General features: G+C 57.2%; 26 protein-coding genes. 2 read left to right on the forward strand and 24 right to left on the reverse strand.

Features of this window, described 5'->3' with window-relative positions; all coding sequences use genetic code 11:
* Positions 1-17: 17 nt before the first annotated feature.
* The 23 genes from DXX3274_RS13505 to yceD form a co-directional block, all read right to left on the reverse strand.
* Positions 18-557, reverse strand: coding sequence for a glycine zipper 2TM domain-containing protein (locus DXX3274_RS13505; protein WP_042860205.1), 540 nt, complete (start codon positions 555-557; stop codon positions 18-20).
* A 354-nt stretch (positions 558-911) separates the two neighbouring features.
* Positions 912-2,219, reverse strand: a complete 1,308-nt coding sequence (locus DXX3274_RS13510) for an NAD(P)/FAD-dependent oxidoreductase (protein WP_042860206.1) — start codon at positions 2,217-2,219, stop codon at positions 912-914.
* A gap of 294 nt (positions 2,220-2,513) precedes the next feature.
* Positions 2,514-3,056, reverse strand: a complete 543-nt coding sequence (gene ycfP / locus DXX3274_RS13515; RefSeq protein ID WP_042860207.1) for an alpha/beta hydrolase YcfP — start codon at positions 3,054-3,056, stop codon at positions 2,514-2,516.
* A 35-nt stretch (positions 3,057-3,091) separates the two neighbouring features.
* The gene (nagZ, locus tag DXX3274_RS13520) at positions 3,092-4,117 is read right to left on the reverse strand and encodes a beta-N-acetylhexosaminidase (RefSeq protein ID WP_042860208.1); all 1,026 of its coding nucleotides are present in this window, start codon (positions 4,115-4,117) and stop codon (positions 3,092-3,094) included.
* 94 nt (positions 4,118-4,211) lie between these two features.
* Positions 4,212-5,075: a phosphotransferase gene (locus DXX3274_RS13525; protein WP_042860209.1), complete on the reverse strand. Its 864-nt coding sequence runs from the start codon at positions 5,073-5,075 to the stop codon at positions 4,212-4,214.
* Positions 5,053-5,643 (reverse strand): penicillin-binding protein activator LpoB, encoded by a 591-nt coding sequence (lpoB, locus tag DXX3274_RS13530; protein ID WP_042860210.1) that lies wholly within the window; start codon positions 5,641-5,643, stop codon positions 5,053-5,055. The genes DXX3274_RS13525 and lpoB overlap by 23 nt, the downstream gene beginning before the upstream one ends.
* A 21-nt stretch (positions 5,644-5,664) precedes the next feature.
* Positions 5,665-6,048 carry a YcfL family protein gene (locus tag DXX3274_RS13535; RefSeq protein ID WP_042860212.1) on the reverse strand — a complete coding sequence of 128 codons (384 nt, stop codon included), beginning with the start codon at positions 6,046-6,048 and terminating at the stop codon, positions 5,665-5,667.
* A 7-nt stretch (positions 6,049-6,055) separates the two neighbouring features.
* Complete coding sequence (gene hinT / locus DXX3274_RS13540; protein WP_038668033.1) at positions 6,056-6,406, reverse strand: purine nucleoside phosphoramidase; 351 nt, start codon at positions 6,404-6,406, stop codon at positions 6,056-6,058.
* Between the two features lie 113 nt (positions 6,407-6,519).
* Complete coding sequence (locus DXX3274_RS13545) at positions 6,520-7,581, reverse strand: malate/lactate/ureidoglycolate dehydrogenase (protein ID WP_042860213.1); 1,062 nt, start codon at positions 7,579-7,581, stop codon at positions 6,520-6,522.
* Positions 7,582-7,863: 282 nt separating this feature from the next.
* Complete coding sequence (gene ptsG / locus DXX3274_RS13550) at positions 7,864-9,297, reverse strand: PTS glucose transporter subunit IIBC (RefSeq protein WP_042860214.1); 1,434 nt, start codon at positions 9,295-9,297, stop codon at positions 7,864-7,866.
* 316 nt (positions 9,298-9,613) lie between these two features.
* On the reverse strand, positions 9,614-10,408 hold the full coding sequence (locus DXX3274_RS13555; RefSeq protein ID WP_038668027.1) for a metal-dependent hydrolase: 795 nt from the start codon (positions 10,406-10,408) through the stop codon (positions 9,614-9,616).
* 19 nt (positions 10,409-10,427) lie between these two features.
* A complete protein-coding gene (gene holB, locus DXX3274_RS13560) occupies positions 10,428-11,438 on the reverse strand; it encodes a DNA polymerase III subunit delta' (RefSeq protein WP_042860215.1) in 1,011 nt (336 codons plus the stop codon).
* Between the two features lie 7 nt (positions 11,439-11,445).
* Positions 11,446-12,090 carry a dTMP kinase gene (gene tmk / locus DXX3274_RS13565; RefSeq protein WP_042860216.1) on the reverse strand — a complete coding sequence of 215 codons (645 nt, stop codon included), beginning with the start codon at positions 12,088-12,090 and terminating at the stop codon, positions 11,446-11,448.
* Positions 12,080-13,111, reverse strand: a complete 1,032-nt coding sequence (gene mltG, locus DXX3274_RS13570; protein ID WP_042860217.1) for an endolytic transglycosylase MltG — start codon at positions 13,109-13,111, stop codon at positions 12,080-12,082. The genes tmk and mltG overlap by 11 nt, the downstream gene beginning before the upstream one ends.
* A 6-nt stretch (positions 13,112-13,117) precedes the next feature.
* Positions 13,118-13,921, reverse strand: a complete 804-nt coding sequence (gene pabC / locus DXX3274_RS13575; protein WP_042860218.1) for an aminodeoxychorismate lyase — start codon at positions 13,919-13,921, stop codon at positions 13,118-13,120.
* 124 nt (positions 13,922-14,045) lie between these two features.
* On the reverse strand, positions 14,046-15,284 hold the full coding sequence (gene fabF / locus DXX3274_RS13580) for a beta-ketoacyl-ACP synthase II (RefSeq protein ID WP_038668017.1): 1,239 nt from the start codon (positions 15,282-15,284) through the stop codon (positions 14,046-14,048).
* A gap of 82 nt (positions 15,285-15,366) precedes the next feature.
* On the reverse strand, positions 15,367-15,603 hold the full coding sequence (gene acpP, locus DXX3274_RS13585) for an acyl carrier protein (protein ID WP_012765204.1): 237 nt from the start codon (positions 15,601-15,603) through the stop codon (positions 15,367-15,369).
* A 154-nt stretch (positions 15,604-15,757) separates the two neighbouring features.
* Entirely contained in the window at positions 15,758-16,492 is a 735-nt protein-coding gene (gene fabG / locus DXX3274_RS13590) for a 3-oxoacyl-ACP reductase FabG (protein ID WP_042860220.1), read from the reverse strand.
* Positions 16,493-16,506: 14 nt separating this feature from the next.
* Entirely contained in the window at positions 16,507-17,436 is a 930-nt protein-coding gene (gene fabD, locus DXX3274_RS13595) for an ACP S-malonyltransferase (RefSeq protein ID WP_042860221.1), read from the reverse strand.
* A gap of 19 nt (positions 17,437-17,455) precedes the next feature.
* On the reverse strand, positions 17,456-18,406 hold the full coding sequence (locus DXX3274_RS13600) for a beta-ketoacyl-ACP synthase III (protein ID WP_042860222.1): 951 nt from the start codon (positions 18,404-18,406) through the stop codon (positions 17,456-17,458).
* A gap of 6 nt (positions 18,407-18,412) precedes the next feature.
* Positions 18,413-19,459 carry a phosphate acyltransferase PlsX gene (plsX, locus tag DXX3274_RS13605; RefSeq protein WP_042860223.1) on the reverse strand — a complete coding sequence of 349 codons (1,047 nt, stop codon included), beginning with the start codon at positions 19,457-19,459 and terminating at the stop codon, positions 18,413-18,415.
* Between the two features lie 26 nt (positions 19,460-19,485).
* Positions 19,486-19,656, reverse strand: coding sequence for a 50S ribosomal protein L32 (gene rpmF, locus DXX3274_RS13610; protein WP_012769343.1), 171 nt, complete (start codon positions 19,654-19,656; stop codon positions 19,486-19,488).
* 16 nt (positions 19,657-19,672) lie between these two features.
* Entirely contained in the window at positions 19,673-20,194 is a 522-nt protein-coding gene (gene yceD / locus DXX3274_RS13615) for a 23S rRNA accumulation protein YceD (RefSeq protein WP_042860225.1), read from the reverse strand.
* A 160-nt stretch (positions 20,195-20,354) separates the two neighbouring features.
* On the opposite strand from yceD, the gene DXX3274_RS13620 reads away from it, so the two are divergent.
* Entirely contained in the window at positions 20,355-20,939 is a 585-nt protein-coding gene (locus DXX3274_RS13620) for a nucleoside triphosphate pyrophosphatase (protein WP_042862118.1), read from the forward strand.
* Positions 20,940-20,993: 54 nt separating this feature from the next.
* Here DXX3274_RS13620 and rluC read toward each other — a convergent pair whose 3' ends face one another.
* Positions 20,994-21,950: a 23S rRNA pseudouridine(955/2504/2580) synthase RluC gene (gene rluC, locus DXX3274_RS13625; RefSeq protein WP_042860226.1), complete on the reverse strand. Its 957-nt coding sequence runs from the start codon at positions 21,948-21,950 to the stop codon at positions 20,994-20,996.
* A gap of 578 nt (positions 21,951-22,528) precedes the next feature.
* On the opposite strand from rluC, the gene rne reads away from it, so the two are divergent.
* A complete protein-coding gene (rne, locus tag DXX3274_RS13630) occupies positions 22,529-25,714 on the forward strand; it encodes a ribonuclease E (protein WP_042860227.1) in 3,186 nt (1,061 codons plus the stop codon).
* Positions 25,715-25,719: the final 5 nt, after the last annotated feature.

Below are 25,719 nucleotides of genomic sequence, written 5' to 3' on the forward strand. Positions count from 1 at the left end.
CCTGCCTGTCCGTCGCATCAGCTGGACTGGTTGAGAATCAACTGGCCATTGCGATCGAGCGGGATACGGGTGCCGGGATCGCGCTCCATCCGGACTTTTCCTTCCTGATCGCCGATTTTATAGGTGACATCGTAACCCAGCACTTTCTGCGACTTGTCGTACACCGTCTGGCAACGCTGCTGCGTAGAGCTGGTGGTATCACCGTCCTGCATTTTTCCCTGCACCTGATTGCCGGCGTAACCGCCGGCCAGCGCGCCGGCTACCGTCGCCACATCACGGCCACGGCCGCCACCGAACTGGTGCCCCAACACGCCGCCAGCCACGGCGCCCAGCAACGACCCGGCAATACGGTTTTCATCCTGCACCGGCTGGCGATGCGTCACGGTGACATTACGGCATTCCTGACGCGGCGTTTTCACGGTTTCTTTGATAGGTGTTGCTGTCAGCACCTGTGCAAACTGCGGTCTGGACGCAAACACATCCAGACTGGCGACGGCTGCCACACCCAGAGCTGCAGCCATACCAATACCCACACCCGCTAACATTGACTTGTTCACAGGAAACCTCCTGAATAAATAACCACGCATCCCCCACCCCACCCTGCATTGAGCGCTCTCACGGCTCATAACGGGCTGATGGCTTTTAACCCGAAAGCCCCACCTTCCGGGGCGCGGCGTGCGCGCTACGCCGCCTGACGTGATGAAGTCTGCCTAATCCACCTGGTACTCTCAATCGGATTTCTACCCCAAAAGGGTTGTACAGATAACAAAACTGTCACATTTGAGAGTTTTCTTACCTTCAGTTGGTGTTAGTGCAATATTTTATTCTGTGATGTGATCGATATAGCGGGGAATAACAGGTTGCCCGCCGAATGGCGGGCAACCGAGGCGCCAGAGCAGAGCAATCCGGCTTTAATGCAGTTTGAGACGCGGGCGGATCACCCGGTTGATGCTGCCGACCAGCATCATCAGGCCGGTTTTGATGTAGCCATGCAGCGCAATCTGGTGCATGCGATACAGCGAAATGTAAACGAAACGGGCAATCCGCCCTTCCACCATCACCGAACCGCGCATCAGGTTGCCCATCAGGCTGCCGACGGTGCTGAATTTGGACAATGACACCAGCGAACCGTGGTCTTTGTAGACGTAAGGCTTCAGCGACTGATTATTCATCAGCGCCAAAATGTTGCTGTAACAACGCGACGCCATTTGATGCGCGGCCTGCGCGCGTGGCGGCACAAAGCCACCGCCCGGCTGCGGACAGGACGCACAGTCGCCGATGGCGAAAATAGCCGGATCGCGCGTGGTCTGCAGCGTCGGCTCCACCACCAGTTGGTTGATACGGTTGGTTTCCAGACCGGCAATATCCTTCATGGCGTCGGCCGCCTTGATACCCGCCGCCCATACCATCAGATCGGCGTCGATAAACTCGCCGTCCTTGGTGTTCAGGCCGTTCTGCTGGGCGCTGGTCACCATCGTTTTGGTCAACACCCGCACACCGAGCTTGGTCAGTTCATGGTGCGCCGCCGCAGAAATGCGCGGCGGCAGCGCCGGCAGAATACGTTCCCCGGCTTCCACCAGCGTGACGTTGAGCGCCTGATTGCTGAGGCTGTCAAAACCGTAGCTGTGTAGCTGTTTCACCGCGTTGTGCAGCTCGGCGGACAATTCCACCCCGGTGGCGCCCCCTCCGACAATCGCGATATTGACCTTCTCCTGCTGCCCCTGAGAGGCGGAGAATTTGAGGAACAGGTTAAGCATTTCGTTATGGAAACGGCGGGCTTGTTTCGGGTTGTCCAGGAAAATGCAGTGATCTTTGACGCCCGGCGTGCCGAAGTCATTGGAGGTGCTGCCCAGCGCCACCACCAGAATGTCATACGGCAGTGAACGGGCCGCCACCAGCAGTTCCCCCTGCTCACCGCGGATTTCGGCCAGTTGGACGGTACGCTGCTCGCGGTCGAGGTCGGTCATCATGCCCAACTGGAAATTGAAGTGATGATTGCGGGCATGCGCCAGGTAACTCAGCGCATCCATGTCATCATCCAGCGATCCGGTCGCCACTTCGTGCAACAACGGTTTCCACAGGTGGCTGTGGTTGCGATCCACCAGTGTTATTTCCGCCTTCTTCTTGCGACCCAGCTTATGCCCCAGACTGGTTGCCAGCTCCAGCCCTCCGGCGCCACCGCCGACAATCACGATTTTCTTGATTGGCAATGATGTCAAAATGACCCCCTGAAATTTTGTGAACCAATAGTTAATAAAGGGTAAAAAATAATATCCTTATATTACATATGGTTATGATAATGAAAATTGGATATATGCGATGAGAATAGCATGTAAGGTCATTTGGTCATACCAAAATTGATTTATATCAATTTATTTTAGTTACAGATCGTCAGAGCGAAGAATTAGATGTTGAGATCCAACAAGTTAGTGCAGCAGGTCAGCAGAGGGAAAGCGGCTGTCGCCCCAGCCTGACGCGGGTTTGACAGCCACAAAAACAGTGTAGAGGAAAAATCACCCCAGTGATTTAAACGCCTTGATGCGTTGCAGGTGCGGCGAGATATCGCGGAATTTATGGCCTTCGCTCTCATTCCAGATGATTTCGTAGTATTCCCCCAGCAAACAGGCGCTGCGCTGGTTATCCAGCATTTCATCGTGGCGCGACAACACCACCATACAGCGATCGCGGTTTTTCTCGCGGAAATTCTCCACGCACTTGGTGGCGATGTCAGCGTACTCTTCCGGACGATCGATTTTGCCTTCCATGTTTTCTTGCGGGAACAGGTTGGGATTGAACATCACCTGGCGGATATCACACAGGAAACCGATGCGTTCAGCCCAAAATCCGCCCAGCCCGACGCCGCAAATCAGCGGGCGATTATCCGCATTCAATTGCAGCATCTTGTCCACTTCCCTGAGCAGATGCTGCATGTCATGGCGCGGATGCAGGGTACTGTAGCTCACCAGCCGGACATCCGGGTCGATGAACTGCAACTGCAGCACTTTCTCATGATTACCCGGACTGCTTGAATCAAAACCGTGCAAATAAATGATCATCGGTGCCTTCCCTCCAGCCTGATTTAGCGGGTGATTTAACCGGCGGCTTTGTGCGCCTGCCAGCGTTCACTCAGTGCCGTCAACTGCGATGTCGCCTGCTTCCAGCGCGATGAATTCAGTAGTTCCCGACGAGTGATCAACCCCCGATGATAGAGCGTCTCCAGCCCCGGTACTTTGACCGGAGACAGGTTATCCAACACGCTGATCGCGCCCTGACGCTGGTTACAGACCAGAATCATGTCGCACCCCGCATCCAGCGCCGCCTGCGCGCGTTCGGCATAGCCGCCCATCACCGCCGCGCCTTCCATCGACAGGTCATCCGAAAAGATGATGCCGCCAAATCCCAGTTCCTGACGCAGCACTTGTTTGAGCCAGTAGGGCGACCCGCTGGCCGGACGGGGATCGGCATCGGTATAAATCACGTGCGCCGGCATCACCGCATCCAACTGCTGGCGGGCGATCAGCTCCCGAAACACCCGCATATCCCGTTCCCGAATTTGCGCCAGCGGACGTTCGTCCCGCGGCGTTTCCTTATGGGAATCCGCCTTTACCGCGCCATGACCGGGGAAATGCTTGCCTGTCGCCTTCATACCGGCGGCACGCATGCCGGCAATAAAACGCTCCACCACCGCCAGCAAGGTGTCCGGGTCGTCGTGGAAGGAACGGTCACCAATCGCCGCGCTCTGGTGTCCGACATCCAGTACCGGCGCAAAGCTGATATCGATATCCATGGCGATCATCTCCGCCGCCATCACCCAGCCCGCTTCTTCCGCCAGCAGTTGCGCCTGCGGCAACGGGTTCAGCGCGGCAAACGACTGCGCGGCCGGCAGCGCGGTAAAACCGTCGCGAAACCGCTGCACGCGCCCGCCTTCCTGATCGACCGACACCACCAGCCGCTCGCGAGAGGCGCGACGCATCTGGCGCACCAGCTCCGCCAACTGATCGGCGTCGTGAAAGTTACGGCTAAACAGGATCACGCCACCCACCAGCGGATGCGCCAGCACCTCGCGATCTTCCGCGTCCAGCTCATAGCCGGCCACATCTAACATTAACGGCCCCACAAATACCCCTTCTGTATGATTGCCACATCGGCATGATGGAAAAATCGGCCTGGTAATCAAACGGCCCGCGCAAACGCCCCCCAGAGACAAAGGCTCAATCGCGCCATCCCGCGGCCCGCCGCAGTGCGTCAGCCGTCTGTCGGTAATACGCCTCAGCGCTCTGCCGCCAGCGGACTTCAAACCACATCAGCACCAGATAATCCACCCAATATTGCCAGCGCGCCGCCTGCCGCAGCAATGACGCCGGGCGCAGGTGGCGCCAGTGTCGGCAATACGCCTGCAAAAAATCCTGCTGACGCGCGCCATCCAGCTCGCAGGACCGGAACAGCAACGCCAGCTCCAGCCCGATATCGCCGTCCGCCGCGTATTCCCAGTCAATCAATCGCCAGCCGGCCTCGGTACGCAGCAGGTTGCCGGGATGCACATCCAGATGCAGCGGCGCGCTCAGTAACGGCGTCGGCAACGGCTTATCCACCACCTGCTGATAGGCGCGCCTCAGACGCGGCGAGCGCCGGGCCGGGTCCATATGGTGCCAGTGATGCGCCATCAGGCGTTTCAACGGCAACGGATAGCCATAACGCGGCTGATGATGCAAACGCGCCAGCATCGCCGCCAGTTGTCCTTCCGTCAACGCCTGCGCAAACTGGCGCTCATCGGCCGGCTCGCCCGCCAGCCACTCCACCAGCAGCCAGCCATCGCGCCAGCACACCGGATGCGGCGCCAGCGACTGCCCGGCCAGGTGCCGCAGCACATGAAATTCACGCTGTCGGGAGGTGCCAAGCTGGCGCCCCTGCGGCGTTTCGCCGCGCGCCAGCCAGAGTCCGGCTGGAGAATGAACGCGCCAGCTCTGGTGACTAAGGCCGTTGACCGGCTGTAAATAAAAACCGGCGGTCGCTACCGCCGGCAGAGCCTGCTGCAACAGCGCGTTCAGCGCCTCACTGCTGGCGAACCGTACCATTGCCGGACCAGACGATTTCGCCGGTCTGCACCAGCATCAGTTGCATCGACAGATCCGGTGACTTCACGTCCCCGCTGGCGTCGGCATACAGCACGTATTGCGCGCCGACATAACGGGCCAACCCCACCGCTTTGCTGCGCGATTCCAGACTGTCTTCTTCCGATAATCCCAGCGACTGCCGGGCAACGCCCAGTTGTTCGCGAGACACCATCGTAAACTGCCCGGAAGACGCCAGCGCGTTATACAGCGCGGTGGTTGCCTGAGCGGTCTGCAGCGAACCGTTGGTGTTATTTTTAAGCTTGTTCAGCAGCAAAATGCTACCCCTGGCGATGCCGTCGGTTTTCACCATCTGCCCTACCAGCGGTGTGATCGCGGCCGACCAGTCCAGTACCGGTACCTGAATCTTCGGCGGCGTCGGCAATGGCTGACTTTCTGCCGGCGGCAACTGCGGTTTCGACGGTGTGGGGACGGCGGGTTCGATAGTGGCTGGTTGTTCCGTTTGCGGCGCGCGGCTGGTACAGCCTGCAATCACCAGCGCCATCAGCACGATGCCAAGATATTTTTTCATGTCTGTCCTCTCAATCACGCATCAGAGAAAAAGATAAAGCCGTACCTGGCTGGCCGCCGGGTCAGCATGCGTGGCAACAAGGGAGATATCCGTATGGGCAGGGATCACCGCCGTCTGGCTGACACCCAGCGGCGGCACATCCAGCCCTTGCTGATCATACCAGTAAAAACGGTAGTGCAGCGTCACCGGCTGCCCCGACGTATTGCTGATACGAGCCGACGCCTGCTGACCCGCGCTACCGCGCGACAGCGACGGACGAGAGGCGCTAATGCCGGCCGCCATCACCGAGGCGTCCAGCACCAGCGTCTGTTTGGAGTTAATGGTCAGACTGGCCGTCTTGCTGCATCCGACAAGCGACATGCCCAGCAGCAGGGCGGCCAATGCGCCTGATGAGAATACGCGCATGACCGTATCAACCGGCCAGCAACGGCCCCAACGGGCGACCGCCCAGCAGATGCATATGGATGTGATACACCTCCTGACCGCCGTGGCGATTGCAGTTGATGATCAGACGGTAGCCGTCATCCGCAATCCCTTCCTGACGGGCAATGCTGCCCGCGACGGTGATCATGCGGCCGAGCGCCGCTTCATGCTCCGGCGCGCTGTCATTCACGGTGGGAATCAGTACATTCGGCACAATCAGAATGTGGGTAGGGGTACGTGGCGCGATGTCGCGAAAGGCAGTCACCAGTTCATCCTGATACACGATATCGGCGGGGATTTCCCGACGAATGATTTTACTGAAAATGGTTTCTTCAGCCATAACACAGTTCCTTTAAAAACGAGCGCTGTTCAGCGATGCGGCTTGCAGTATGAGTGATAAATCCAATACTTTTCAACTCTCTTTGTCGGTGTTCGCCACGTGTTTCATCGGCGTTATGCCGCGAAAAATGCCGCCGGCATCCCCAGAGAACACCCGGCGTCGGTAATTTTCCGCCACTCTCCCTCAGAAATGGTGATGCCCTCAGCCTGGCGCTGCTGACGGGCCTGACGTTCCGGTTCGCCGGCGATCAGAATCGGCACGGACGGATCCGGCGAGCGCGAAGCGCGGACATACGCCAGCATGGCATCGTACTCCTGTTTCAGCCACGCCATCCCCACCAGTTTAGACGGGTCGATCACAATGGTGGTCATGTTGTTGACGATGGCGCCTTCGCGCGCATTGCCCGGCTGGATGGTGCCGCCGCCGGACAAAATGCCCGCCAGCAGTTCCGCCGCCAGAATCAGGCCGCCGCCCTTGTGACGCGCGATCGGCAGCAACGCGCCGGTCGCCTCGCCTTCCCACATCACCCGCGGATCGGCGCTCGGGCGTCCGTCGCTGTCCAGCATCACCGGCTCATCAAAGGTTTTCCCCGCCAGCCAGGCCACGCGCGTTTTACCCAACGCTACAATGCTGGTGGCGAAGTCCAGGATAAAATCGGGATTGTCGTCGCTGCCTGGGAAGGCAATACAGATCGGGTTGGTGCCAAAACGTGCCTCGCTGCCGCCAAACGGCGCCACCAACGGCGCGATATCACCGACATTAACGAAGTGAATCGAAATCAGACCGGCCTGCGCCGCCATTTCGCCGTAGGTGCCGATACGTCCCAGATGACAGGTCGACGCCAGCGTCATCAGGCAGATACCGGTGGTTTTCACCCGCTCAATCGCCGCCTGCATCGCTTCGCGCCCGGTGCGCTGCCCAAACCCGCGATCGCCGGAGAACTGCAGCACCGCGCCGCCATCCTGCAGCAAACGGGCCGGGGTGTTGGGATGCATGATGCCCTGCGCGATGAAACTGACGTATTCCGGCAACATGCCGACTCCGTGGCTGTCGTGCCCCTTGAGATTCGCGCCAACCAGATGAAGCGCCACACACTCGGCTTCGTCGTGGTCACACCCGGTGTTACGCAACAGTTCATAGGCTATCTGCGTTAAACGCTCAGCTGAAATCTGCATACTGTTCCCTCTGAAAGAATGATGTTGTGGTACGCCGCTGATAGACGATGTTGTTATGGGTGGAGCGGCGTTGGTTATCCACTGTCGTGACTGACAACGGCGTATCACGCACGGCAGCGTCAGTTATCCTACTGCCGAACTTCCGGTGAGGGGAAACGATTCTGTTCTGCCGGGAGGCGTTTTAGAATATAAAAAAGCGGGATGTAAAACAGCAGAATGTAAAAAAGGGGCCGTAGCCCCTTTTCGTCAACTCCCCGTAATCCGTCAGTGGTTACGGATATTTCAGTGATTACGGATGTAATCGTCCATATCGGTTTTCAGGTTATCGGACTTGGTGCCGAAGATCGCCTGCACGCCGGAACCGGCCACCACCACGCCCGCCGCGCCCAGTTTCTTCAGCTCGGCCTGGTCAACTTTGGACACATCCCCCACGCTGACGCGCAGACGAGTGATACAGGCATCCAGGTTGGTGATGTTTTCTTTACCGCCGAATGCGGAAACCAGCGACGCCGCCATTTCAGAGTTGCCCTGAGCGGACTGCTCGGATGAGGACTCTTCGCGACCCGGGGTTTTCAGATCCAGTTTGGCGATCAGCACGCGGAACACGGTGTAGTACACCGCGGCATAGCACAGACCGACGATCGGGAACAGCCACAGTTTGCTGCCGTTGCCGCTCAGTACGATGAAGTCGATCAGACCGTGCGAGAAGCTGGTACCGTCACGCATGCCAAGCAGAATACAGATCGGGAACGCCAGACCGGCCAGCACCGCGTGGATAACATACAGAATCGGCGCCACGAAGATGAAGGAAAACTCGATAGGCTCGGTGATACCGGTCAGGAACGCGGTCAGCGCAGCGGAGATCATGATGCCGCCCACTTTGGCGCGATTTTCCGGTTTAGCCGAATGCCAGATAGCGAGCGCAGCAGCCGGCAGACCATACATTTTGAACAGGAAACCGCCAGACAGTTTACCTGCGGTCGGGTCGCCCGCCATATAGCGCGGAATATCGCCGTGGAACACCTGACCCGCAGCGTTGGTGAACTCGCCTACCTGCATCTGGAACGGCACGTTCCAGATATGGTGCAGACCGAACGGCACCAGACTACGCTCAACGATGCCGTAGATACCGAACGCCAGCACCGGGTTCTGATAAGCGGCCCATTGAGAGAAAGTCTGAATCGCGCTGCCCACCGGCGGCCAAATGAACGACAGCACCACACCGACAATGATGGCGGTCAGACCGGAGATGATCGGCACAAAACGCTTACCGGCAAAGAAGCCCAGGTATTCCGGCAAGCGGATGCGGTAAAAGCGGTTGAACATGTAGGCGGCAATCGCACCGGCGATAATCCCCCCCAGTACGCCGGTATCGGCCATGTGGTTAGCGGCGATATCTGCCGGCGACATATGCAGCACCAGCGGCGCAACCACAGCCATGGTTTTCACCATAATGCCGTAAGCCACCACCGCAGCCAGCGCGGACACGCCGTCATTATTGGTGAAGCCCAACGCCACGCCGATAGCAAAAATCAACGGCATGTTGGCAAAAACCGAATCGCCCGCCTGCGCCATCACGCTGGAAACAACCGCCGGCAGCCAGCTAAAGTTGGCCGACCCGACGCCCAGCAGAATACCGGCGATAGGCAGCACGGATACTGGCAGCATCAGCGATTTACCTACTTTCTGTAGGTTTGCAAATGCATTCTTGAACATATAGAGAGTACTCCTGAGTAATAGTGCTTCTACTTCTGACAGTTCGCCTGAAGGTGGGGAGGTCATCCTTCACGCGGTCGGGATGTGATATGCATCCTCATTAATTTTTACGCAGAGTAAAATAAATGTTGCATCAAATGTTTGATAGCAGTCACGTTTCAACTCATGGGAAACCCACGTTACTATCAGAAGTCTTATGGTTTGTGATCTAACGCTAAAAATTAACCCCGCCACCGTACAGCGCAAGCTGTAAATGACAGGGATTGTCAGCGATTAATTACGAAGCCAAAAAAAACTCGCGTATTCTCAACCAGTATCAGGCCACGGTCAACCGCGCTGCATCAATGTGGAATAGCCGAGCAAAATTTTCGGTAGTGGTGGATGCCAGCTGTTCAAGACTGACATTTTTGAGTACGGCCAGATATTCAGCCACATCGCGCACGTAGGCGGGCTGATTTTCCTTGCCGCGGTAGGGAACCGGCGCTAGCCACGGGGAATCGGTTTCAATCAGCAGCCGGTCCAGCGGCACGTAGCGCGCGACGTCGCGCAATGCGTCCGCATTACGGAAAGTCACAATCCCGGAAAAGGAAATATAGAACCCCAAATCCAGCAGTTTCTCCGCCGTTTCCCGATCTTCGGTAAAACAGTGCAGCACGCCGCCGCACTCGTCCGCTTTTTCCTCACGCAGGATGGCAAGCGTATCTTCACGGGCGGAACGGGTATGCACAATCACCGGCTTATTCAGCGCCCGGCCAACGCGAATATGTTCGCGAAACGATGCCTGCTGCTGCGGGATGGTGTCTTGCTGATAATAGTAATCCAGCCCGGTCTCCCCCAGTGCGACAACCGACGGTAAGGCCGCCAGTGTGCGCAGCTCGGCGAAATCGTACGGTTCTTCCTGACTGAGCGGGTGTACGCCGCAGGAAAACGCCACATTGTCGCGCTCGCCGATCAACTCGGTCATGGCGCGGAATCCCGGTAAGGTGGTCGCTACCGCCAGAAAAAAGCCCACCTCGCGCTCACGGGCCTTGTTCAGCACGTCAGACACGTCTTTGTGCAGCGACTGATAATCCAAACCATCAAGATGGCAGTGGGAATCAACTAACAACATAATCAAGGATATCCGGTATTCAGGAAAAAGATGACGACACCGGCAGCGTTGGAGACGACAACAGGTTCTCCCACGCCAGCAACAGTTCCGTCAATAACAATTCGCGGTTAACGCCTGTCACCGACAGCAGTTGGTGACGACAGTGCAGCCAGCGCCGCAAGCCATAGTGCAGACGAGCGTCGCCAAGCTGTGACGCCAATTGCGCCGCCAGCGGCGCCTGATCCTGGTTGGTCCGCTGAGCGGCGGCCTGATGGCGCCATTTCAGCGCATCCAGCAACAGCGTACTCACCCAGTGAATACGACGATCGGCGTCATCATGATTGAGTACTGGCAACAGCGCCAGCGCATCACCGGACTGCAGGCTCTGCGCCAACTGCTGGCACACGGCCTGACGCGCTTTCCAGCTATCCGGCTGCAGCAATGCTTCCGCGGCCAGCGGCGCCCCCGCCGTCAGTCGCAATGCGGTCTGCAGCGCCAGCTCATCATGATGCCCGCGCCCGCGCAGCCATTGCATCCCTTGCGGCTCAGCCGGCACATCCAGGTACAAATGCAGGCAGCGACTACGCATCGTCGCCAGCAACCGTCCCGGTTCACGGCATCCCAGCAGAAAATAGGTTTGCGCCGGCGGCTCTTCCAGCGTTTTCAGCAACGCATTGGCCGCTGCTTCGGTCAGGCTTTCCGCCTGCGGCAGCCTGACGACCTTCGCACCACCCTGCCGCGAGCGCTGATACACTTGCTCTAACGCATCGCGCACCGCGTCAACGCCCAGGCTGTGCTTACCTTTTTCCGGGCTGAGGGTATGCCAGTCCGGATGGGTGCCGGCGTTCATCAACGCACAGGAATGGCAGCGCCCGCAGCTCTTTGCGCCATCCGGCTGCTGACACAGCAGCCAGCGGCTGAATGCGTACGCCAGCGAGGCATCGCCCATGCCGTCGATAGCATGCAGCAACAGCGCATGATGACCGCGCTCCGCCTGATGCGACGCCAACAACTGGCGGTAAAGCGCATTCAGCCAGGGGTACCACTCCATCAGCCGCTCACTCCCCTTGCCCGTTCAGTTGCCGCAGCCAGTCAGACAAGACCTGACGGATGTCGGCGTTGACCAGCGCCAGGTTGCGGGATGCATCAATCGTCACGATAGAAGCGTCGGCCGCCGCCAGTTGCTGATAGCGGGCGCGGGTACGTTCGAAAAACGCCAGCGACTCCTGCTCGATGCGATCCAGCGCGCCGCGCTGGCGGGCGCGTTTAAGCCCCTGCTCAGGCGAGATATCCAGATAAAGCGTGAAGTCAGGACGGAAATCGCCCAGCACGGTATCCCGCAGCGAGGTCATCAATCGCGCATCGATACCCCGACCGCCGCCCTGATAGGCCTGGGAAGAGAGATCGTGCCGATCGCCCACAACCCAGGCGCCACGAGCCAGCGCCGGTCGAATCACGTTCTCCACCAGCTGCACGCGCGCCGCATACAGCATCAGCAATTCGGCTTTATCCGTCAGCTTTTCATCCGCTACGCCCTGTTTGATCAACTCGCGCAGTTTTTCCGCCAGCGGCGTGCCGCCTGGTTCGCGGGTAAACACAATGTCATCAATGCCGAATGTCCGCAGCGTGTCCACCACCACCGCATGAGCGCTGGTCTTACCCGCGCCTTCCAGACCTTCAATTACGATAAATTTACTGTTCATTCTTTTCCTTTCCGGCGGCAGCCTGCGCGGAACGATACGCCTGCACGGCGCGGTTATGATCGTTCAGGTTGGTGGTAAATTTGTGTCCACCCTTGCCGTCGGCCACAAAATAGAGATAGCCGGTTTTGGCCGGATGCGCGGCTGCTTCGAGGGACGCCTTGCCCGGCATGGCAATCGGCGTGGGTGGCAACCCGCTGATAACATAGGTATTGTACGGCGTGGGAGCCTCCAGCGCACTGCGGGTAATGGTGCCGTTATAGCTGTCCCCCATGCCGTAGATCACCGTCGGGTCGGTCTGCAACCGCATACCGGCGCGCAGGCGATTGATAAATACCGAAGCCACCAGCGGCCGCTCGTCGTTAATAGCGGTTTCTTTTTCAATCAGCGACGCCATTACCAACAGCTCGTCCGGGGTTTTATAGGGTAACCCTTCGTCCCGCCCCTGCCAGACGTCATTGAGCATTTTCGTCATCCGCTGGTGCGCGCGCTGCAAGATCGACTTGTCGCTCATGCCCGCAGTGTGCAGATACGTATCCGGATAAAACCAGCCTTCGGGGTTGGACTTGTCTTTCAACCCCATCGCGTCGGCGATTTCCTGCGGTGTTTTATCATCCAGCGTGTGCTTGAGATAAGGTGCCGACTTCAGCGTTTCCAGCCAGTCTTTCAGGCGCGAACCTTCCACAAACCGCAGCGAAAACTGCGCTTCTTTGCCGCTGGCCAGCAGCGCCAGCATGTCGCGCACCGTCATCGCAGGCGTCAGCCGGTAGGTCCCAGCCTTAAACGCCGCCAGCTCCGGCTCCAGATGCAGCAACCAGGGGAACCAGCCGCTGGCGCCAATAATTTGTTGTTCTACCAGCAGCTCTTTTAGCGCTTCACGATTGGTGCCGGCAGGGAGAGTAAAAATGGTTTCCTGTTTGATAGCCAACGGTGAATCGGCAAGGTGCTGTATCTGTTTCCAGCCCCACCAGGCACCGATCGCCAGCAGAACAATAATCCCAAGACCCCATTTTATTCTCTTCATAACACATCATGACTCACAGTTAGGGCTCAGAAAGTCGAACAACTCTCGTGAGCGATAACACCAGCTATGCGCCTGGTTCACGGGTATCACCGGCATCAACGCATTGCACACCAGCACTTCGTCTGCGTCCGCCAGCGTTTCCAGCGGTTCCGTCACCACATGCAGTTCAAACGCCGATGCCGACAACAGCGCCATAATATGCCGACGCGCGACGCCGTCAACGCCGGCAAGCGATACATCCGGCGTGAAAACCCGCTTTCCCTTGCGCCAGAATAAATTAGCCGCACAGCATTCCACCAGCGCCCCGGAGGTGTCAAGCACCAGCGACTCATCAGCGCCGGACTGTTCAAGATGCATGCGGATGAACACCTGTTCCAGCCGGTTCAGGTGCTTTATCCCCGCCAGCCAGGCGCTCTGCGCCAGCGGAACCGGGCTCAGCGCCAGTCGGATGCCGTCCTGACGCCATTGAACGTAATGTTGCGGGTACGCCGCCTGCATAACGATACGTACCGGCTTGTGGCATCCCGCCGGGCTGTAGCCGCGACCGCCGTTGCCCCGACTGATGATGGCTTTTACCACGCCGTCAGCCCGGCCTTCGGCGGCCTGCTGCATCTCGTCGCTCAGTTGCTGCCAGTCCGGGTCGGGCAACAACAGTTTTTCCGCCGCCTGCTGCAATCGCCGAATATGTCGCTCCAGCCATACAATACGGCCGTTCACAACCCTGGCCGTGGTAAAGCAGCCGTCGCCAAACTGTACGCTGCGATCCGATACCGGCAGGCATTGCTCCGCTTTTCCGTCAATCCACCACATATTCGTCTCCTCGGCCAGGGTGCAAGCCTGTCAGTCGTCTGGGCGTCCGGCAAGCGGCAATATCCGATTTTCAGTCAGACAAAAAAAAGCCCGGCAGAACCGGGCTCTTCATTAAAGCATCGCATCAGACTTTGCGGAACACCACAGAACCGTTGGTGCCGCCGAAACCAAAGGAGTTACACAACGTGTATTCCATATTGGCCACCTGACGAGCTTCGTGCGCCACGAAATCCAGATCACAGCCTTCATCCGGATTATCCAGGTTGATGGTTGGCGGAACAGCTTTATCACGCAGCGCCAGAATACAGAAGATCGACTCCACCGCGCCCGCCGCACCCAACAGGTGACCGATCATGGATTTGGTCGAGCTGACCAGCACGCGGGTATCCGCACCGAAAACCGATTTCACCGCTTGCGCTTCGGCTTTATCACCCGCCGACGTGGACGTACCGTGCGCATTGATATAACCCACCTGCTCCGTGGTAATACCTGCATCACGTAAGGCGTTTTCCATCGCCAGCGCTGCGCCAGCGCCATTTTCCGGCGGAGACGTCATATGGTAGGCGTCGCTGCTCATGCCAAAACCGACGATTTCAGCGTAGATTTTCGCTCCGCGCTTTTTGGCATGCTCATACTCTTCCAGCACCAGAATGCCGGCGCCGTCGCCCAGCACGAAGCCATCGCGATCTTTGTCCCACGGACGGCTTGCCGCCTGCGGGTTATCGTTGCGGGTCGACAGGGCGCGCGCTGCGCCGAATCCGCCGACACCCAGCGGCGTACTGGCTTTTTCCGCCCCGCCGGCCAACATAACATCGGCATCGTTATACGCGATAATACGCGCAGCGTGGCCGATGTTATGCACACCAGAAGTACATGCGGTGGCAATGGAAATAGTTGGACCACGCAGGCCGAACATGATGCTCAGGTGTCCGGCGACCATGTTGACAATGGTGGACGGCACAAAGAACGGACTGATTTTACGCGGGCCACCATGCACCAGCGCGCCATGGTTTTCCTCAATCAGCCCCAGACCACCAATACCCGACCCGATAGCGGCTCCGATACGACTCGCATTGGCTTCCGTCACCTCAAGGCCTGAATCCTGCATGGCCTGAATGCCGGCTGCAACCCCGTATTGAATGAAGGCATCCATCTTGCGCGCTTCTTTGCGCGGGATGAAATCTTCACTATTAAAGTCTTTTACTAAGCCAGCAAAACGCGTTGCATAGGCACTAGTATCGAAATGATCAATCAGGCTGATGCCACTCTGACCGGCAAGCAGAGCATTCCAGGTTGACGCTACTGTATTGCCGACAGGAGATAACATGCCCAGACCAGTCACAACTACTCGACGCTTAGACACGCTGATCCTCCAGGGAGGGAAAAAAATGATACTGAGGTAGAAGAAAACTTAGGCGGTCGAGCGACCGCCTAGATATGTTCGATTACTGCTGATTAGCCTGAATAAAATCGATGGCTGCCTGAACAGTCGTGATTTTCTCAGCTTCTTCGTCTGGGATCTCGGTATCGAATTCTTCTTCCAATGCCATTACCAGTTCAACAGTGTCAAGAGAATCAGCGCCCAGGTCATCAACGAAAGAGGCATTGTTCACGACTTCTTCCGGCTTAACGCCCAGCTGTTCAACGATGATTTTCTTAACGCGTTCTTCGATAGTGCTCATACTCTTAAATTTCCTATCAAAACTCGCTTTCGCGATGGTTTTCGTAGTGTATAAAATGTTGAAAAAGATGCAACAAAATCAAGACTGGTCGAACCAAGATTTTGTGCTTTTTGCAGTTTTCGCTGCAAATTAACGCAAATTACGGTGTTGCTTATCAGATCATATACATGCCACCATTGACATGCAATGTTTCGCCAGTAATGTAACCCGCCTCATCAGAGGCTAAAAACGCTACAGCGCTGGCGATTTCTTTCGCATCACCCAGACGGTTGGCAGGAACATTCGCCAAAATGCCCACACGCTGTTCTTCTGTCAATGCCCGCGTCATATCGGTTTCGATAAAGCCCGGCGCCACCACGTTAACGGTGATGCCGCGAGACGCCACTTCCTGCGCCAGCGATTTGCTAAAGCCAACCAGTCCAGCCTTGGCGGCGGCATAGTTGGCCTGACCAGCGTTGCCGCGGGAACCGATGACAGACCCTACGGTGATGATGCGACCAAAACGTTTTTTCATCATGGCGCGCAACACCGCCTTGGACAGTCGGAAAACGGAGCTCAGGTTGGTATCCAGCACTTCCTGCCAGGCGTCGTCTTTCATACGCATCATCAGATCATCACGCGTAATACCGGCGTTATTCACCAGAATATCAATATCGCCAAACGCTTCTTTGATGCTGGCTAAAACGCTTTCAATCGAGGCGCTATCCGTCACGTTCAGCGCGTAGCCTTTGCCTTTCGGCCCCAGCCACTCGCTGATATCCGCCGCCCCTTTATCGCTGGTGGCCGTACCGATTACGGTAGCGCCGCGGGCAGCCAGCGTCTCGGCAATCGCCCGACCGATGCCACGACTTGCGCCCGTCACCAGGGCAATTTTTCCTTCAAAATTCATTATCTTCACCGTTTTTACTGTTCAAGCGCTGCCGATAAGGAAGCAGGATCATTAATCGCCGTTGCCGTGAGACTATCAACGATTCGTCTGGTCAGCCCGGTCAACACCTTGCCGGGACCGACTTCCACCAGGGTAACCACACCCTGCGCGGCCATGTATTCGACACATTCCGTCCAACGGACCGGGTTATGCAACTGGCGCACCAGCGCGCTGCGAATCGCTTCCGGCGCGGATTCAGCGCGAACATCCACATTATTGACCACCGGTACGTCCGGCGCATTAAAGGTGATCGCTTCCAGCGCGTCGGCCAGCTTACGGGCCGCCGGCTCCATCAGCGCGCAGTGAGAAGGTACGCTGACCGGCAACGGCAATGCGCGTTTCGCGCCCGCAGCTTTGCAGGCTGCGCCCGCGCGCTCAACCGCTTCTTTGTTACCGGCAATAACCACCTGCCCCGGCGAGTTGAAATTGACCGGCGACACCACCTGACCTTGCGCCGCTTCGGCACAGGCCGCGGCAATCGCATCATTATCCAAACCGATGATGGCATACATTGCGCCAGTCCCTTCCGGTACCGCTTCCTGCATCAGTTTGCCGCGCAGTTCAACCAGGCTGACCGCCTGCTTGAAATCCAGAACGCCGGCGCACACCAGCGCAGAATATTCACCCAGGCTATGGCCGGACATCAGCGTCGGCAACGCGCCGCCCTGTTGCCGCCAGAGGCGCCACAGAGCGACTGACGCCGTTAACAACGCCGGCTGGGTCTGCCAGGTCTTGTTCAGTTCTTCCGCCGGTCCCTGCTGGGAAAGCTGCCACAGATCATATCCCAGAACCGAGGAGGCTTCGTCAAACGTTTCTTTGATCAGCGGGAATTTTTCAGCCAGTTCAGCCAACATACCCACCGACTGGGAACCCTGACCGGGAAATACCATTGCAAATTTCGTCATAGTCATACGTCCTGATAAATCAAAAACGAATCAGAGCAGAGCCCCAGGTAAAGCCGCCGCCAAACGCTTCCAGCAAAATCAACTGACCGCGCTGGATACGACCATCGCGGACGGCCTCATCCAGTGCGGAAGGAACGGAAGCGGCGGACGTATTACCGTGACGATCCAGCGTCACCACCACTTTATCCATGCCCATGCCCAGTTTTTTAGCGGTGGCGCTGATAATACGCAGGTTTGCCTGATGAGGGACCAGCCAGTCGAGTTCGCTTTTATTCAGGCCGGACGCATCCAGCGTTTCTTCGACAATATGGGCCAGTTCCGTTACGGCGACTTTAAATACTTCGTTGCCCGCCATCGTCAAATAAGCAGGCTGCGGTTCTTGTCGATCCGCATAAGGCAATGTCAGAAGATCACCATAGCGACCATCTGCGTGCAGGTGCGTGGAAAGGATTCCCGGCTCTTCCGAGCGGCCCAGCAAGACAGCGCCGGCGGCGTCGCCGAACAGAATCAGAGTACCGCGATCGGCCGGGTCGAGCGTTCTGGACAAGGCATCGGAACCGATGACCAGTGCGTAATCCACCGCGCCGCTTTTCACATACTGATCGGCCACGCTCAATGCATAGGCGAATCCCGCGCAGGCGGCGGCAAGATCAAAAGCGATCGTGTCTTTAATGCCCAGCATCTGCTGGATCTGACAGGCCGAACTGGGGAAAGCATGGCTGGACGACGTGGTCGCGACGATAAGCAAGCCGACCTGATTATTGTCGACTCCCGCCATGTCGAGCGCGTTCTGCGCGGCACGGTACCCCATGGAGGCAACGCTTTCACCTGGAGCAGCAATGCGGCGTTCGCGAATACCGGTACGTGTGACGATCCATTCGTCCGACGTATCCACCATTTTTTCTAAATCAGCGTTCGTCCTGATTTGTTCGGGCAAATAGCTTCCCGTTCCGAGAATCTTTGTATACATGTACGCTCAGTCACTCTTGGGTAATACAGCCTTTAGTCGCGACGCAATCCTCTCCGGGAGTTGCCGCTGCACCGTCTGCATCGCCTGTTCAATTGCAACAGCAAACGCATTCTGGTTTGCTGCACCGTGGCTTTTTATGACAGTTCCACGTAATCCTAACAGACATGCGCCGTTATAGTGGTCAGGGTTCAGGTGTCCAAACCGCCTGGCCAGACGCCGTTGCAGCCAGCGCCCTAAAAATTTCAACCACCATGGCTGTGCTTGCCGACCTTCTCCCCTGCCGGACGAGCCCTTCAGGAGAGACAGAAACATTCGCACTACACCTTCCATGGTTTTCAACGTGACGTTTCCCACGAAACCGTCACAGACCATCACATCCGTTTTGCCGGTCAGTAATTCGTTGCCTTCCAGATAACCGATATAGTTAATCGAAGGCATGGTTTTCAATTGCGCCGCTGCGCCCCGGATACTAGCGAGCCCCTTGCTCTCTTCTTCACCGATATTCAGCAACGCTACGCGCGGATTCTGCAATCCGAGCACTTCTTCCGCCATGACGGATCCCATCACGGCGAACTGCACTAACATTGCGCTGTCGCAATCAACATTCGCGCCCAAATCCAGCACCACGCTTTTCCCGTGCTGCTGATGGGGCAGCATTGTCACCAATGCCGGACGATCAATGCCCTCAATGGGTTTGATCAATAATGTCGCCAGCCCCATCAATGCGCCGGTATTGCCTGCGCTAACGCAGGCCTGCGCTCGCCCTTCCCTGATCAACTCCAGAGCGATACGCATAGATGTCCCCCGGCTGGCACGAATAGCCTGGGATGGACGCGCATCGCCAGCTATTACCGATTCAGCCGGCACGATTTCCAAACGGGAAAATAAAGGGGAATCGACTTTAGCGAGTAATGGAGTAAGCGCAGAAGGGTCGCCAACCAGCAGCAAATGGAGGTCTGGATTAGAAGCCAGTGCCTGCAATGCTGCAGGCACTGTAATGCAGGGACCGAAGTCCCCGCCCATTGCATCTAACGCCAAGGTTAGGCGCGTCAAAGTGTTTCCTTGCTAAATCGCAGGAATTACTTGGCAACAACCTTGCGACCGCGGTAGTAACCATCCGCAGTGACGTGGTGACGCAGATGCGTTTCGCCGGAAACTTTATCTACGGATACAGCGGAAGTGGTCAGCGCATCGTGAGCACGACGCATACCACGTTTGGAACGGCTAGGTTTATTCTGTTGTACGGCCATGGACCTTACTCCTTAATTACTTACGCTTTAAACTGGCTAATACGGCAAATGGATTCGGTTTTTCCGCCTCGGCGGGTAACTGACCAAACACCATATCCGTTTCGGACACTTCACAGTGTTCAGAATCATGCACCGGCGCAATGGGCAAAGAGAGGATAAGCTCATCTTCAACCATCGCCAGCAAATCAACCTCACCGAACTCATTGACTTCGATAGGTTCATACGCTTCCGGCAAGGCTTCGGCCTGTTCATCACTGATGACCGGGCTAAAACAGAACGTGGCGTGGACCTGATGTTCGAAAGGCTTGCCGCAGCGCTGACACAGCAACGTCACCGTCACATCAGCCTGTCCATCAATCACCGCCAGCCGTTGGCTGTCAATGCTGAACGACAGCGTCGTATTCACATCACTGTCCACACTAACCACTGATTCGGCAACACGCATCACCTGTTCAGCCGCATAGACACCAACATAATCTAAACGCTTTTGAGCAGTGCGAACCGCATCAAGGGTTAAGGGTAATTTTACCTTTTGCATAGGGCGCGCATATTAACGTCGTAACGACGGAGAGTCAAAGAAAAAGGTGGCGATGTCAGTGCTTTCACCCAAATTTGCCTTCGCACACCCAAATTCGCTTCCAAAGCGGCAGACAGTTTAAAATGCATTCTCTGATTACGCTATGACCTGGTTTGCATTTATGACCCGAATTGTCCTTGCTTCCACCTCTCTCTACCGCAAAGCCCTGCTGGAAAAACTGGGGCTACCGTTTGTCTGCGCGGCGCCTGATATCGATGAAACACCGGCCGACGGCGAAAGCGCCGGCGAACTGGTCAGCCGACTGGCGATCGGTAAAGCCCGCGAGCTGGCCGGGCGATACCCCGATAATCTTATCATCGGCAGCGATCAGGTCTGTGTGCTGGAGGGCGTCATCACCGGTAAACCTCACACCCGGGAAAACGCCATACGCCAATTGCAACAGGCCAGCGGACGGTGCATCACTTTTTATACCGGACTGGCCTTGCTCAACAGCGCAACCGCACGTCTGCAATGCGTGGTAGAGCCGTTCGAGGTGTATTTCCGTACGCTCAGCACACGTGAAATCGAACGCTATGTCGATTGCGAACGTCCTTTTGACTGCGCCGGCAGCTTTAAAAGCGAGGGACTTGGCATCGCGCTGTTTGACCGGTTATCCGGCCGGGATCCCAATACCCTGGTCGGTTTACCGCTGATTACACTGCTGGAATTATTGCGAGAGGAAGGCGTGAATCCGTTATTACCGTGATGATCGCGAGGTGCGAACCGCGTCCCTGCGGGTAGTCAGGGACGCGGCGCCAGCTTATTTCTGGCGCTGCCGCAAAGCTTGCAGACAATGACGTAAGGCGGCGTCAAGCGGCGCTTCAATACGCAGCGTCTCACCGGTGTGAGGATGCTCAAAACGCAGCGCCTGCGCATGCAGGAACAGGCGTTTGAGGCCGGTATCCGCCAGTTGGGCGTCGAACTCACGATCGCCGTAACGATCGTCGAACGCTATCGGGTGCCCAGCATATTGGGTGTGAACGCGAATCTGGTGGGTTCGCCCGGTAATCGGGCTGGCGCGCACCAGCGTAGCGCAATCGAACCGTTCTTCTACCTTAAACAGCGTTTCAGACGGCTTTCCTTCACTATTAACCCGGACGATGCGTTCGCCGCTTTGCAGCACATTTTTCAACAACGGCGCCTGCACCGCCTTACAGTGCGACTGCCACTGGCCGCGGACCAGCGCCAGATAATCCTTTTGCATCCCCTTGCCGCGCAGCTGCTCGTGCAACGAACGCAGCGCCGAGCGCTTTTTAGCCACCAGCAACACGCCGGAAGTGTCACGATCCAGACGGTGAACCAGTTCCAGGAAGCGCGCTTCAGGGCGCAACGCTCTAAGCGCTTCAATCACGCCGAAGCTGAGCCCGCTACCGCCATGCACCGCCGTGCCCGACGGTTTATTCAGGAGCAACAGATAATCATCTTCATAAAGGATGCAATCAGCCAGCGCCGAGACTTTATCCAGGCTGGCGGAAACCGTCGGTTCTTCACGCTCCGACTGACGCACCGGCGGAATGCGCACTTCGTCGCCATCCAGCAACTTGTACTCCGGCTTGATGCGTTTTTTATTCACCCGCACCTCGCCTTTGCGCAGGATGCGATAAATCATGCTTTTCGGCACGCCCTTCAGCCGGGTGCGCAAAAAGTTGTCGATTCGCTGGCCGGCTTCCTCGGCGGAAATCGTCAGAAACTGTACGGTTGGGTTCTCTGTTTTCATGGAGGCGGATTCTAAATAGCACACACCGATAGCGCCACATCTTTTTCTATGCTTAACTGTCAGTCTGGCTTATGAAGATATTGTTACTGTTCGCACCCCGACTGATTTCAGCATCAACTGGCATCAGTTTGGTTAAAAACAGCACAACAAACTTTATATTGACAGGCAAAGTCACCTTGCTATCGACGTATCAGCAATGGAATAATGCTTTGGCTTTCCGTGCTGATTTCCGGTCAAACAAGGGAAATTGCGGAATTATTATCTTTGCCGGATTACTCATAAACGCAGCAATGGCGTAAGACGTATTGAATAATCAGGCAGTTAGCGAGCTGTGGTTTGCAGCTTGGCCGGCATATGGAATCAGATCTGGCAACCTATTTTCAGAAGCTGTTCCCGCAGTAAATGCGCTGTATTCCATCAGGAAATACAGGCTACCGAAACATGCGCCTCTATGCAGGCGACAACCGTGAGGTTGACGCCCCTGCGATAAGACACGAGGCCATCGGTCCCCTCCGGTCATGCCTCCGTTCATCCGCAGCTCTATCAATAATGCAAGTAAAAATAACGAGTTAAGTACGATGAAAAGAATGTTGATTAACGCAACTCAGCAGGAAGAGTTGCGTGTTGCCTTGGTTGATGGTCAGCGGCTTTACGATCTGGACATTGAAAGCCCCGGTCATGAACAGAAAAAGGCAAACATTTACAAAGGCAAGATCACCCGCATAGAACCCAGCCTTGAAGCCGCTTTTGTAGATTATGGCGCAGAGCGACATGGCTTTCTCCCTCTCAAAGAAATCGCCCGCGAATACTTCCCCAGCAACTACAATGCGCATGGCCGCCCGAACATCAAAGATGTGCTTCGTGAAGGCCAGGAAGTCATCGTTCAGGTGGACAAAGAGGAGCGTGGTAACAAAGGCGCCGCGCTGACCACGTTCATCAGTCTGGCCGGCAGCTATCTGGTGCTGATGCCGAACAACCCACGAGCAGGCGGTATTTCCCGCCGTATCGAAGGGGATGACCGTACCGAATTAAAAGAAGCGCTTGGCTCGCTGGAACTGCCGGACGGTATGGGCTTGATCGTCCGTACCGCCGGTGTGGGCAAGTCCGCCGACGCGCTGCAGTGGGATCTGGCGTTTCGCCTGAAACACTGGGAAGCGATCAAGAAAGCGGCGGAAGGTCGTTCGGCGCCGTTCTTGATCCATCAGGAAAGCAACGTTATCGTCCGCGCGTTCCGTGATTACCTGCGTCCGGACATCGGCGAAATCCTGATCGATAACCCCAAAATTCTGGAGCTGGCCAAAGAGCATATCTCTGCGCTGGGGCGCCCGGACTTCAGCAGTAAAATCAAGCTGTATACCGGCGAGATCCCGCTGTTCAGCCATTATCAGATCGAATCGCAGATCGAATCCGCTTTCCAGCGTGAAGTGCGTCTGCCTTCCGGCGGCTCGATTGTTATCGACACCACCGAAGCGCTGACCGCCATTGATATCAACTCCGCCCGCGCGACCCGCGGCGGCGACATTGAAGAAACCGCCTTTAACACCAACCTGGAAGCGGCGGATGAGATTGCCCGTCAGCTGCGCTTGCGCGACCTGGGCGGTTTGATCGTCATCGACTTCATCGACATGACCCCGGTCCGCCATCAGCGCGAAGTGGAAAACCGCCTGCGTGACGCGGTGCGTCAGGACCGTGCCCGCATCCAGATCGGCCGTATTTCCCGCTTTGGCCTGCTGGAAATGTCCCGTCAGCGTCTGAGCCCGTCACTGGGCGAATCCAGTCACCACGTCTGCCCGCGCTGTAACGGCACTGGCACCATCCGTGATAATGAATCGCTGTCGTTGTCGATCCTGCGTCTGATTGAAGAAGAGGCGCTGAAAGAGAACACCAAAGAAGTCCACGCTATCGTTCCCGTGCCCATCGCGTCTTATCTGCTTAACGAGAAACGTGAAGCGGTCAACGCGATTGAGAAACGTCAGGGAGGCGTTCGCGCCATTATCGTACCGCATGACGGTATGGAAACCCCGCACTACTCCGTACTGCGTGTCCGCAAAGGCGAAGAAAAGCAGACCCTGAGCTATATGTTGCCTCAGTTGTTGGATGTCGAATCACAGCCTTCGACGGAGGAGCAGGTGTCCGAACGTCGGGTACCGGAACAGCCGGCTCTGGCGTCCTTCACCATGTCGGACATCCCGCCCGCTGAAACCAAGCCAGCCCCGGTGGTTGCCGCACCGAAAACGGAAAAACAACCGGTTTCTTCCGAACGCGGTCTGTTCGGTCGTCTTGTCGGCGCGCTGAAAGGCATCTTTGCCGCGCCGGCCGACGCCAAAGACAAACCGGCTGAAACTGTCGAAGCGGCATCCGATGAGCAGGAACAAAAGCAGGAACGCCGAAACAACCGCCGTCAATCCGGTCGTCGCGAACGCACCCGCGACAATCGCGAGCCGCGCGAGCGTGACGAACAGCGCCGTAACAAGCGCACGCCGTCGCAGAACGCCGACACCGAAACCGCGCCGGTAGCGGAAGCCTCTGCACAAGACAAAGCCGCGCGTGATGAACAACGTCGTGAGCAGCGTGCCGAGCGTCAACGCCGTCGTCAGGAAGAAAAACGTCAGGCGCAGAGCGAAGTTAAAGAACTGAACACCGTGGCTGCCGACGCCGAAGACGCCGGTGCCGAGCAGGAAAAACCGGCACAGGTGATGCAGCGTCGTCAACGTCGCCAACTGACCCAGAAAGTGCGGGTTCAGGACAGCGATGCCACAGGAGAGAATACCGAAGCGCAGCTTCCCGCCGTTCCATATGTTCAGGAACCGTCCGTGGTTGAAGTGACTGAACCTGTCGCATTGGCTGCTGAGGGAGCTGATACGGAAAATGACGCGGCTGAAAGCAACCGTGAAAATGGTCTGCCGCGTCGCTCTCGCCGTTCGCCGCGCCATCTGCGAGTCAGCGGTCAGCGTCGTCGTCGTTACCGCGATGAACGCTATCCGGCGCAGTCGCCGATGCCGATGGCACAGGCGTCAGCCTCACCGGAAATGGCCTCAGGCAAAGTCTGGATTCGTTATCCGGTTGCCCAGCCGCAACAGCCAGAACTGGTAGAAGAGCAGGTATCCGAGTCCATTGATGCTCCGCTTTTCGTCGCACCGGAACTGGCGGCAGTAGCGGTTGCTACGCTCCCGGAAGCGGTAGACGTTCTGGATACGGCTCCGGCAAGCGCCCCGGCGACGGAAACGCCAGCCGTAGTATCCGCCCCGACGCAGCAAGAAACCGTGTCGAGCGAAGCGACTCAGGATCTCGACGCCAACGTGCAGGAAGAGGCTCCTCAGTCTCAGGAAATACAGGCGCCGGCACCACAGCCCGCGGAAACGGCTGTTCTTGTTGAAGAAGCGACCGAAGAGGCTCCCGTCGCGGTTGTTGCTGCCGAGGTTGTTGTTGCTGACAGCGACGCGACAACCAGCAGCGAACCAGCCGAAACGCAGGTCACTGAACAACCGCAGGTGATTCACGAGCCGGTACAGGTTGAGAATGCGTCAGCCGCTCAGGAACCTGTCGCCGCGCCGGCACCAGCCGAAGCCACGACCGTGGTGTCGGCCCGCCAGCACCACGCCGCCGCGCCGATGACTCGCGCACCTGCGCCGGCATATGTTCCAGACGCACCGCGCGTCAGCGACTGGCAGCGCCCGGCATTTGCCTTCACCGGTAAAGGTTCTGCCGGTGGTCATGCTGCCGCGAATCAAGCCAGCGCGCCGGCGACACGGCCGGTGGAATAATATAA

The sequence above is a fragment of the Dickeya sp. NCPPB 3274 genome (assembly GCF_000406205.1).
GTDB classification, from domain to species: domain Bacteria; phylum Pseudomonadota; class Gammaproteobacteria; order Enterobacterales; family Enterobacteriaceae; genus Dickeya; species Dickeya fangzhongdai.

Coding starts and splice junctions, on each gene's coding strand:
- ycfP (WP_042860207.1), bottom strand. CDS start 3,056: ATGATCATTTATTTGCACGGTTTTGATTCAAGCAGTCCGGGTAATCAT.
- DXX3274_RS13525 (WP_042860209.1), bottom strand. CDS start 5,075: ATGGTACGGTTCGCCAGCAGTGAGGCGCTGAACGCGCTGTTGCAGCAG.
- lpoB (WP_042860210.1), bottom strand. CDS start 5,643: ATGAAAAAATATCTTGGCATCGTGCTGATGGCGCTGGTGATTGCAGGC.
- DXX3274_RS13535 (WP_042860212.1), bottom strand. CDS start 6,048: ATGCGCGTATTCTCATCAGGCGCATTGGCCGCCCTGCTGCTGGGCATG.
- hinT (WP_038668033.1), bottom strand. CDS start 6,406: ATGGCTGAAGAAACCATTTTCAGTAAAATCATTCGTCGGGAAATCCCC.
- DXX3274_RS13545 (WP_042860213.1), bottom strand. CDS start 7,581: ATGCAGATTTCAGCTGAGCGTTTAACGCAGATAGCCTATGAACTGTTG.
- ptsG (WP_042860214.1), bottom strand. CDS start 9,297: ATGTTCAAGAATGCATTTGCAAACCTACAGAAAGTAGGTAAATCGCTG.
- DXX3274_RS13555 (WP_038668027.1), bottom strand. CDS start 10,408: ATGTTGTTAGTTGATTCCCACTGCCATCTTGATGGTTTGGATTATCAG.
- holB (WP_042860215.1), bottom strand. CDS start 11,438: ATGGAGTGGTACCCCTGGCTGAATGCGCTTTACCGCCAGTTGTTGGCG.
- tmk (WP_042860216.1), bottom strand. CDS start 12,090: ATGAACAGTAAATTTATCGTAATTGAAGGTCTGGAAGGCGCGGGTAAG.
- mltG (WP_042860217.1), bottom strand. CDS start 13,111: ATGAAGAGAATAAAATGGGGTCTTGGGATTATTGTTCTGCTGGCGATC.
- pabC (WP_042860218.1), bottom strand. CDS start 13,921: ATGTGGTGGATTGACGGAAAAGCGGAGCAATGCCTGCCGGTATCGGAT.
- acpP (WP_012765204.1), bottom strand. CDS start 15,603: ATGAGCACTATCGAAGAACGCGTTAAGAAAATCATCGTTGAACAGCTG.
- fabG (WP_042860220.1), bottom strand. CDS start 16,492: ATGAATTTTGAAGGAAAAATTGCCCTGGTGACGGGCGCAAGTCGTGGC.
- fabD (WP_042860221.1), bottom strand. CDS start 17,436: ATGACGAAATTTGCAATGGTATTTCCCGGTCAGGGTTCCCAGTCGGTG.
- DXX3274_RS13600 (WP_042860222.1), bottom strand. CDS start 18,406: ATGTATACAAAGATTCTCGGAACGGGAAGCTATTTGCCCGAACAAATC.
- rpmF (WP_012769343.1), bottom strand. CDS start 19,656: ATGGCCGTACAACAGAATAAACCTAGCCGTTCCAAACGTGGTATGCGT.
- yceD (WP_042860225.1), bottom strand. CDS start 20,194: ATGCAAAAGGTAAAATTACCCTTAACCCTTGATGCGGTTCGCACTGCT.
- DXX3274_RS13620 (WP_042862118.1), top strand. CDS start 20,355: ATGACCCGAATTGTCCTTGCTTCCACCTCTCTCTACCGCAAAGCCCTG.
- rluC (WP_042860226.1), bottom strand. CDS start 21,950: ATGAAAACAGAGAACCCAACCGTACAGTTTCTGACGATTTCCGCCGAG.
- rne (WP_042860227.1), top strand. CDS start 22,529: ATGAAAAGAATGTTGATTAACGCAACTCAGCAGGAAGAGTTGCGTGTT.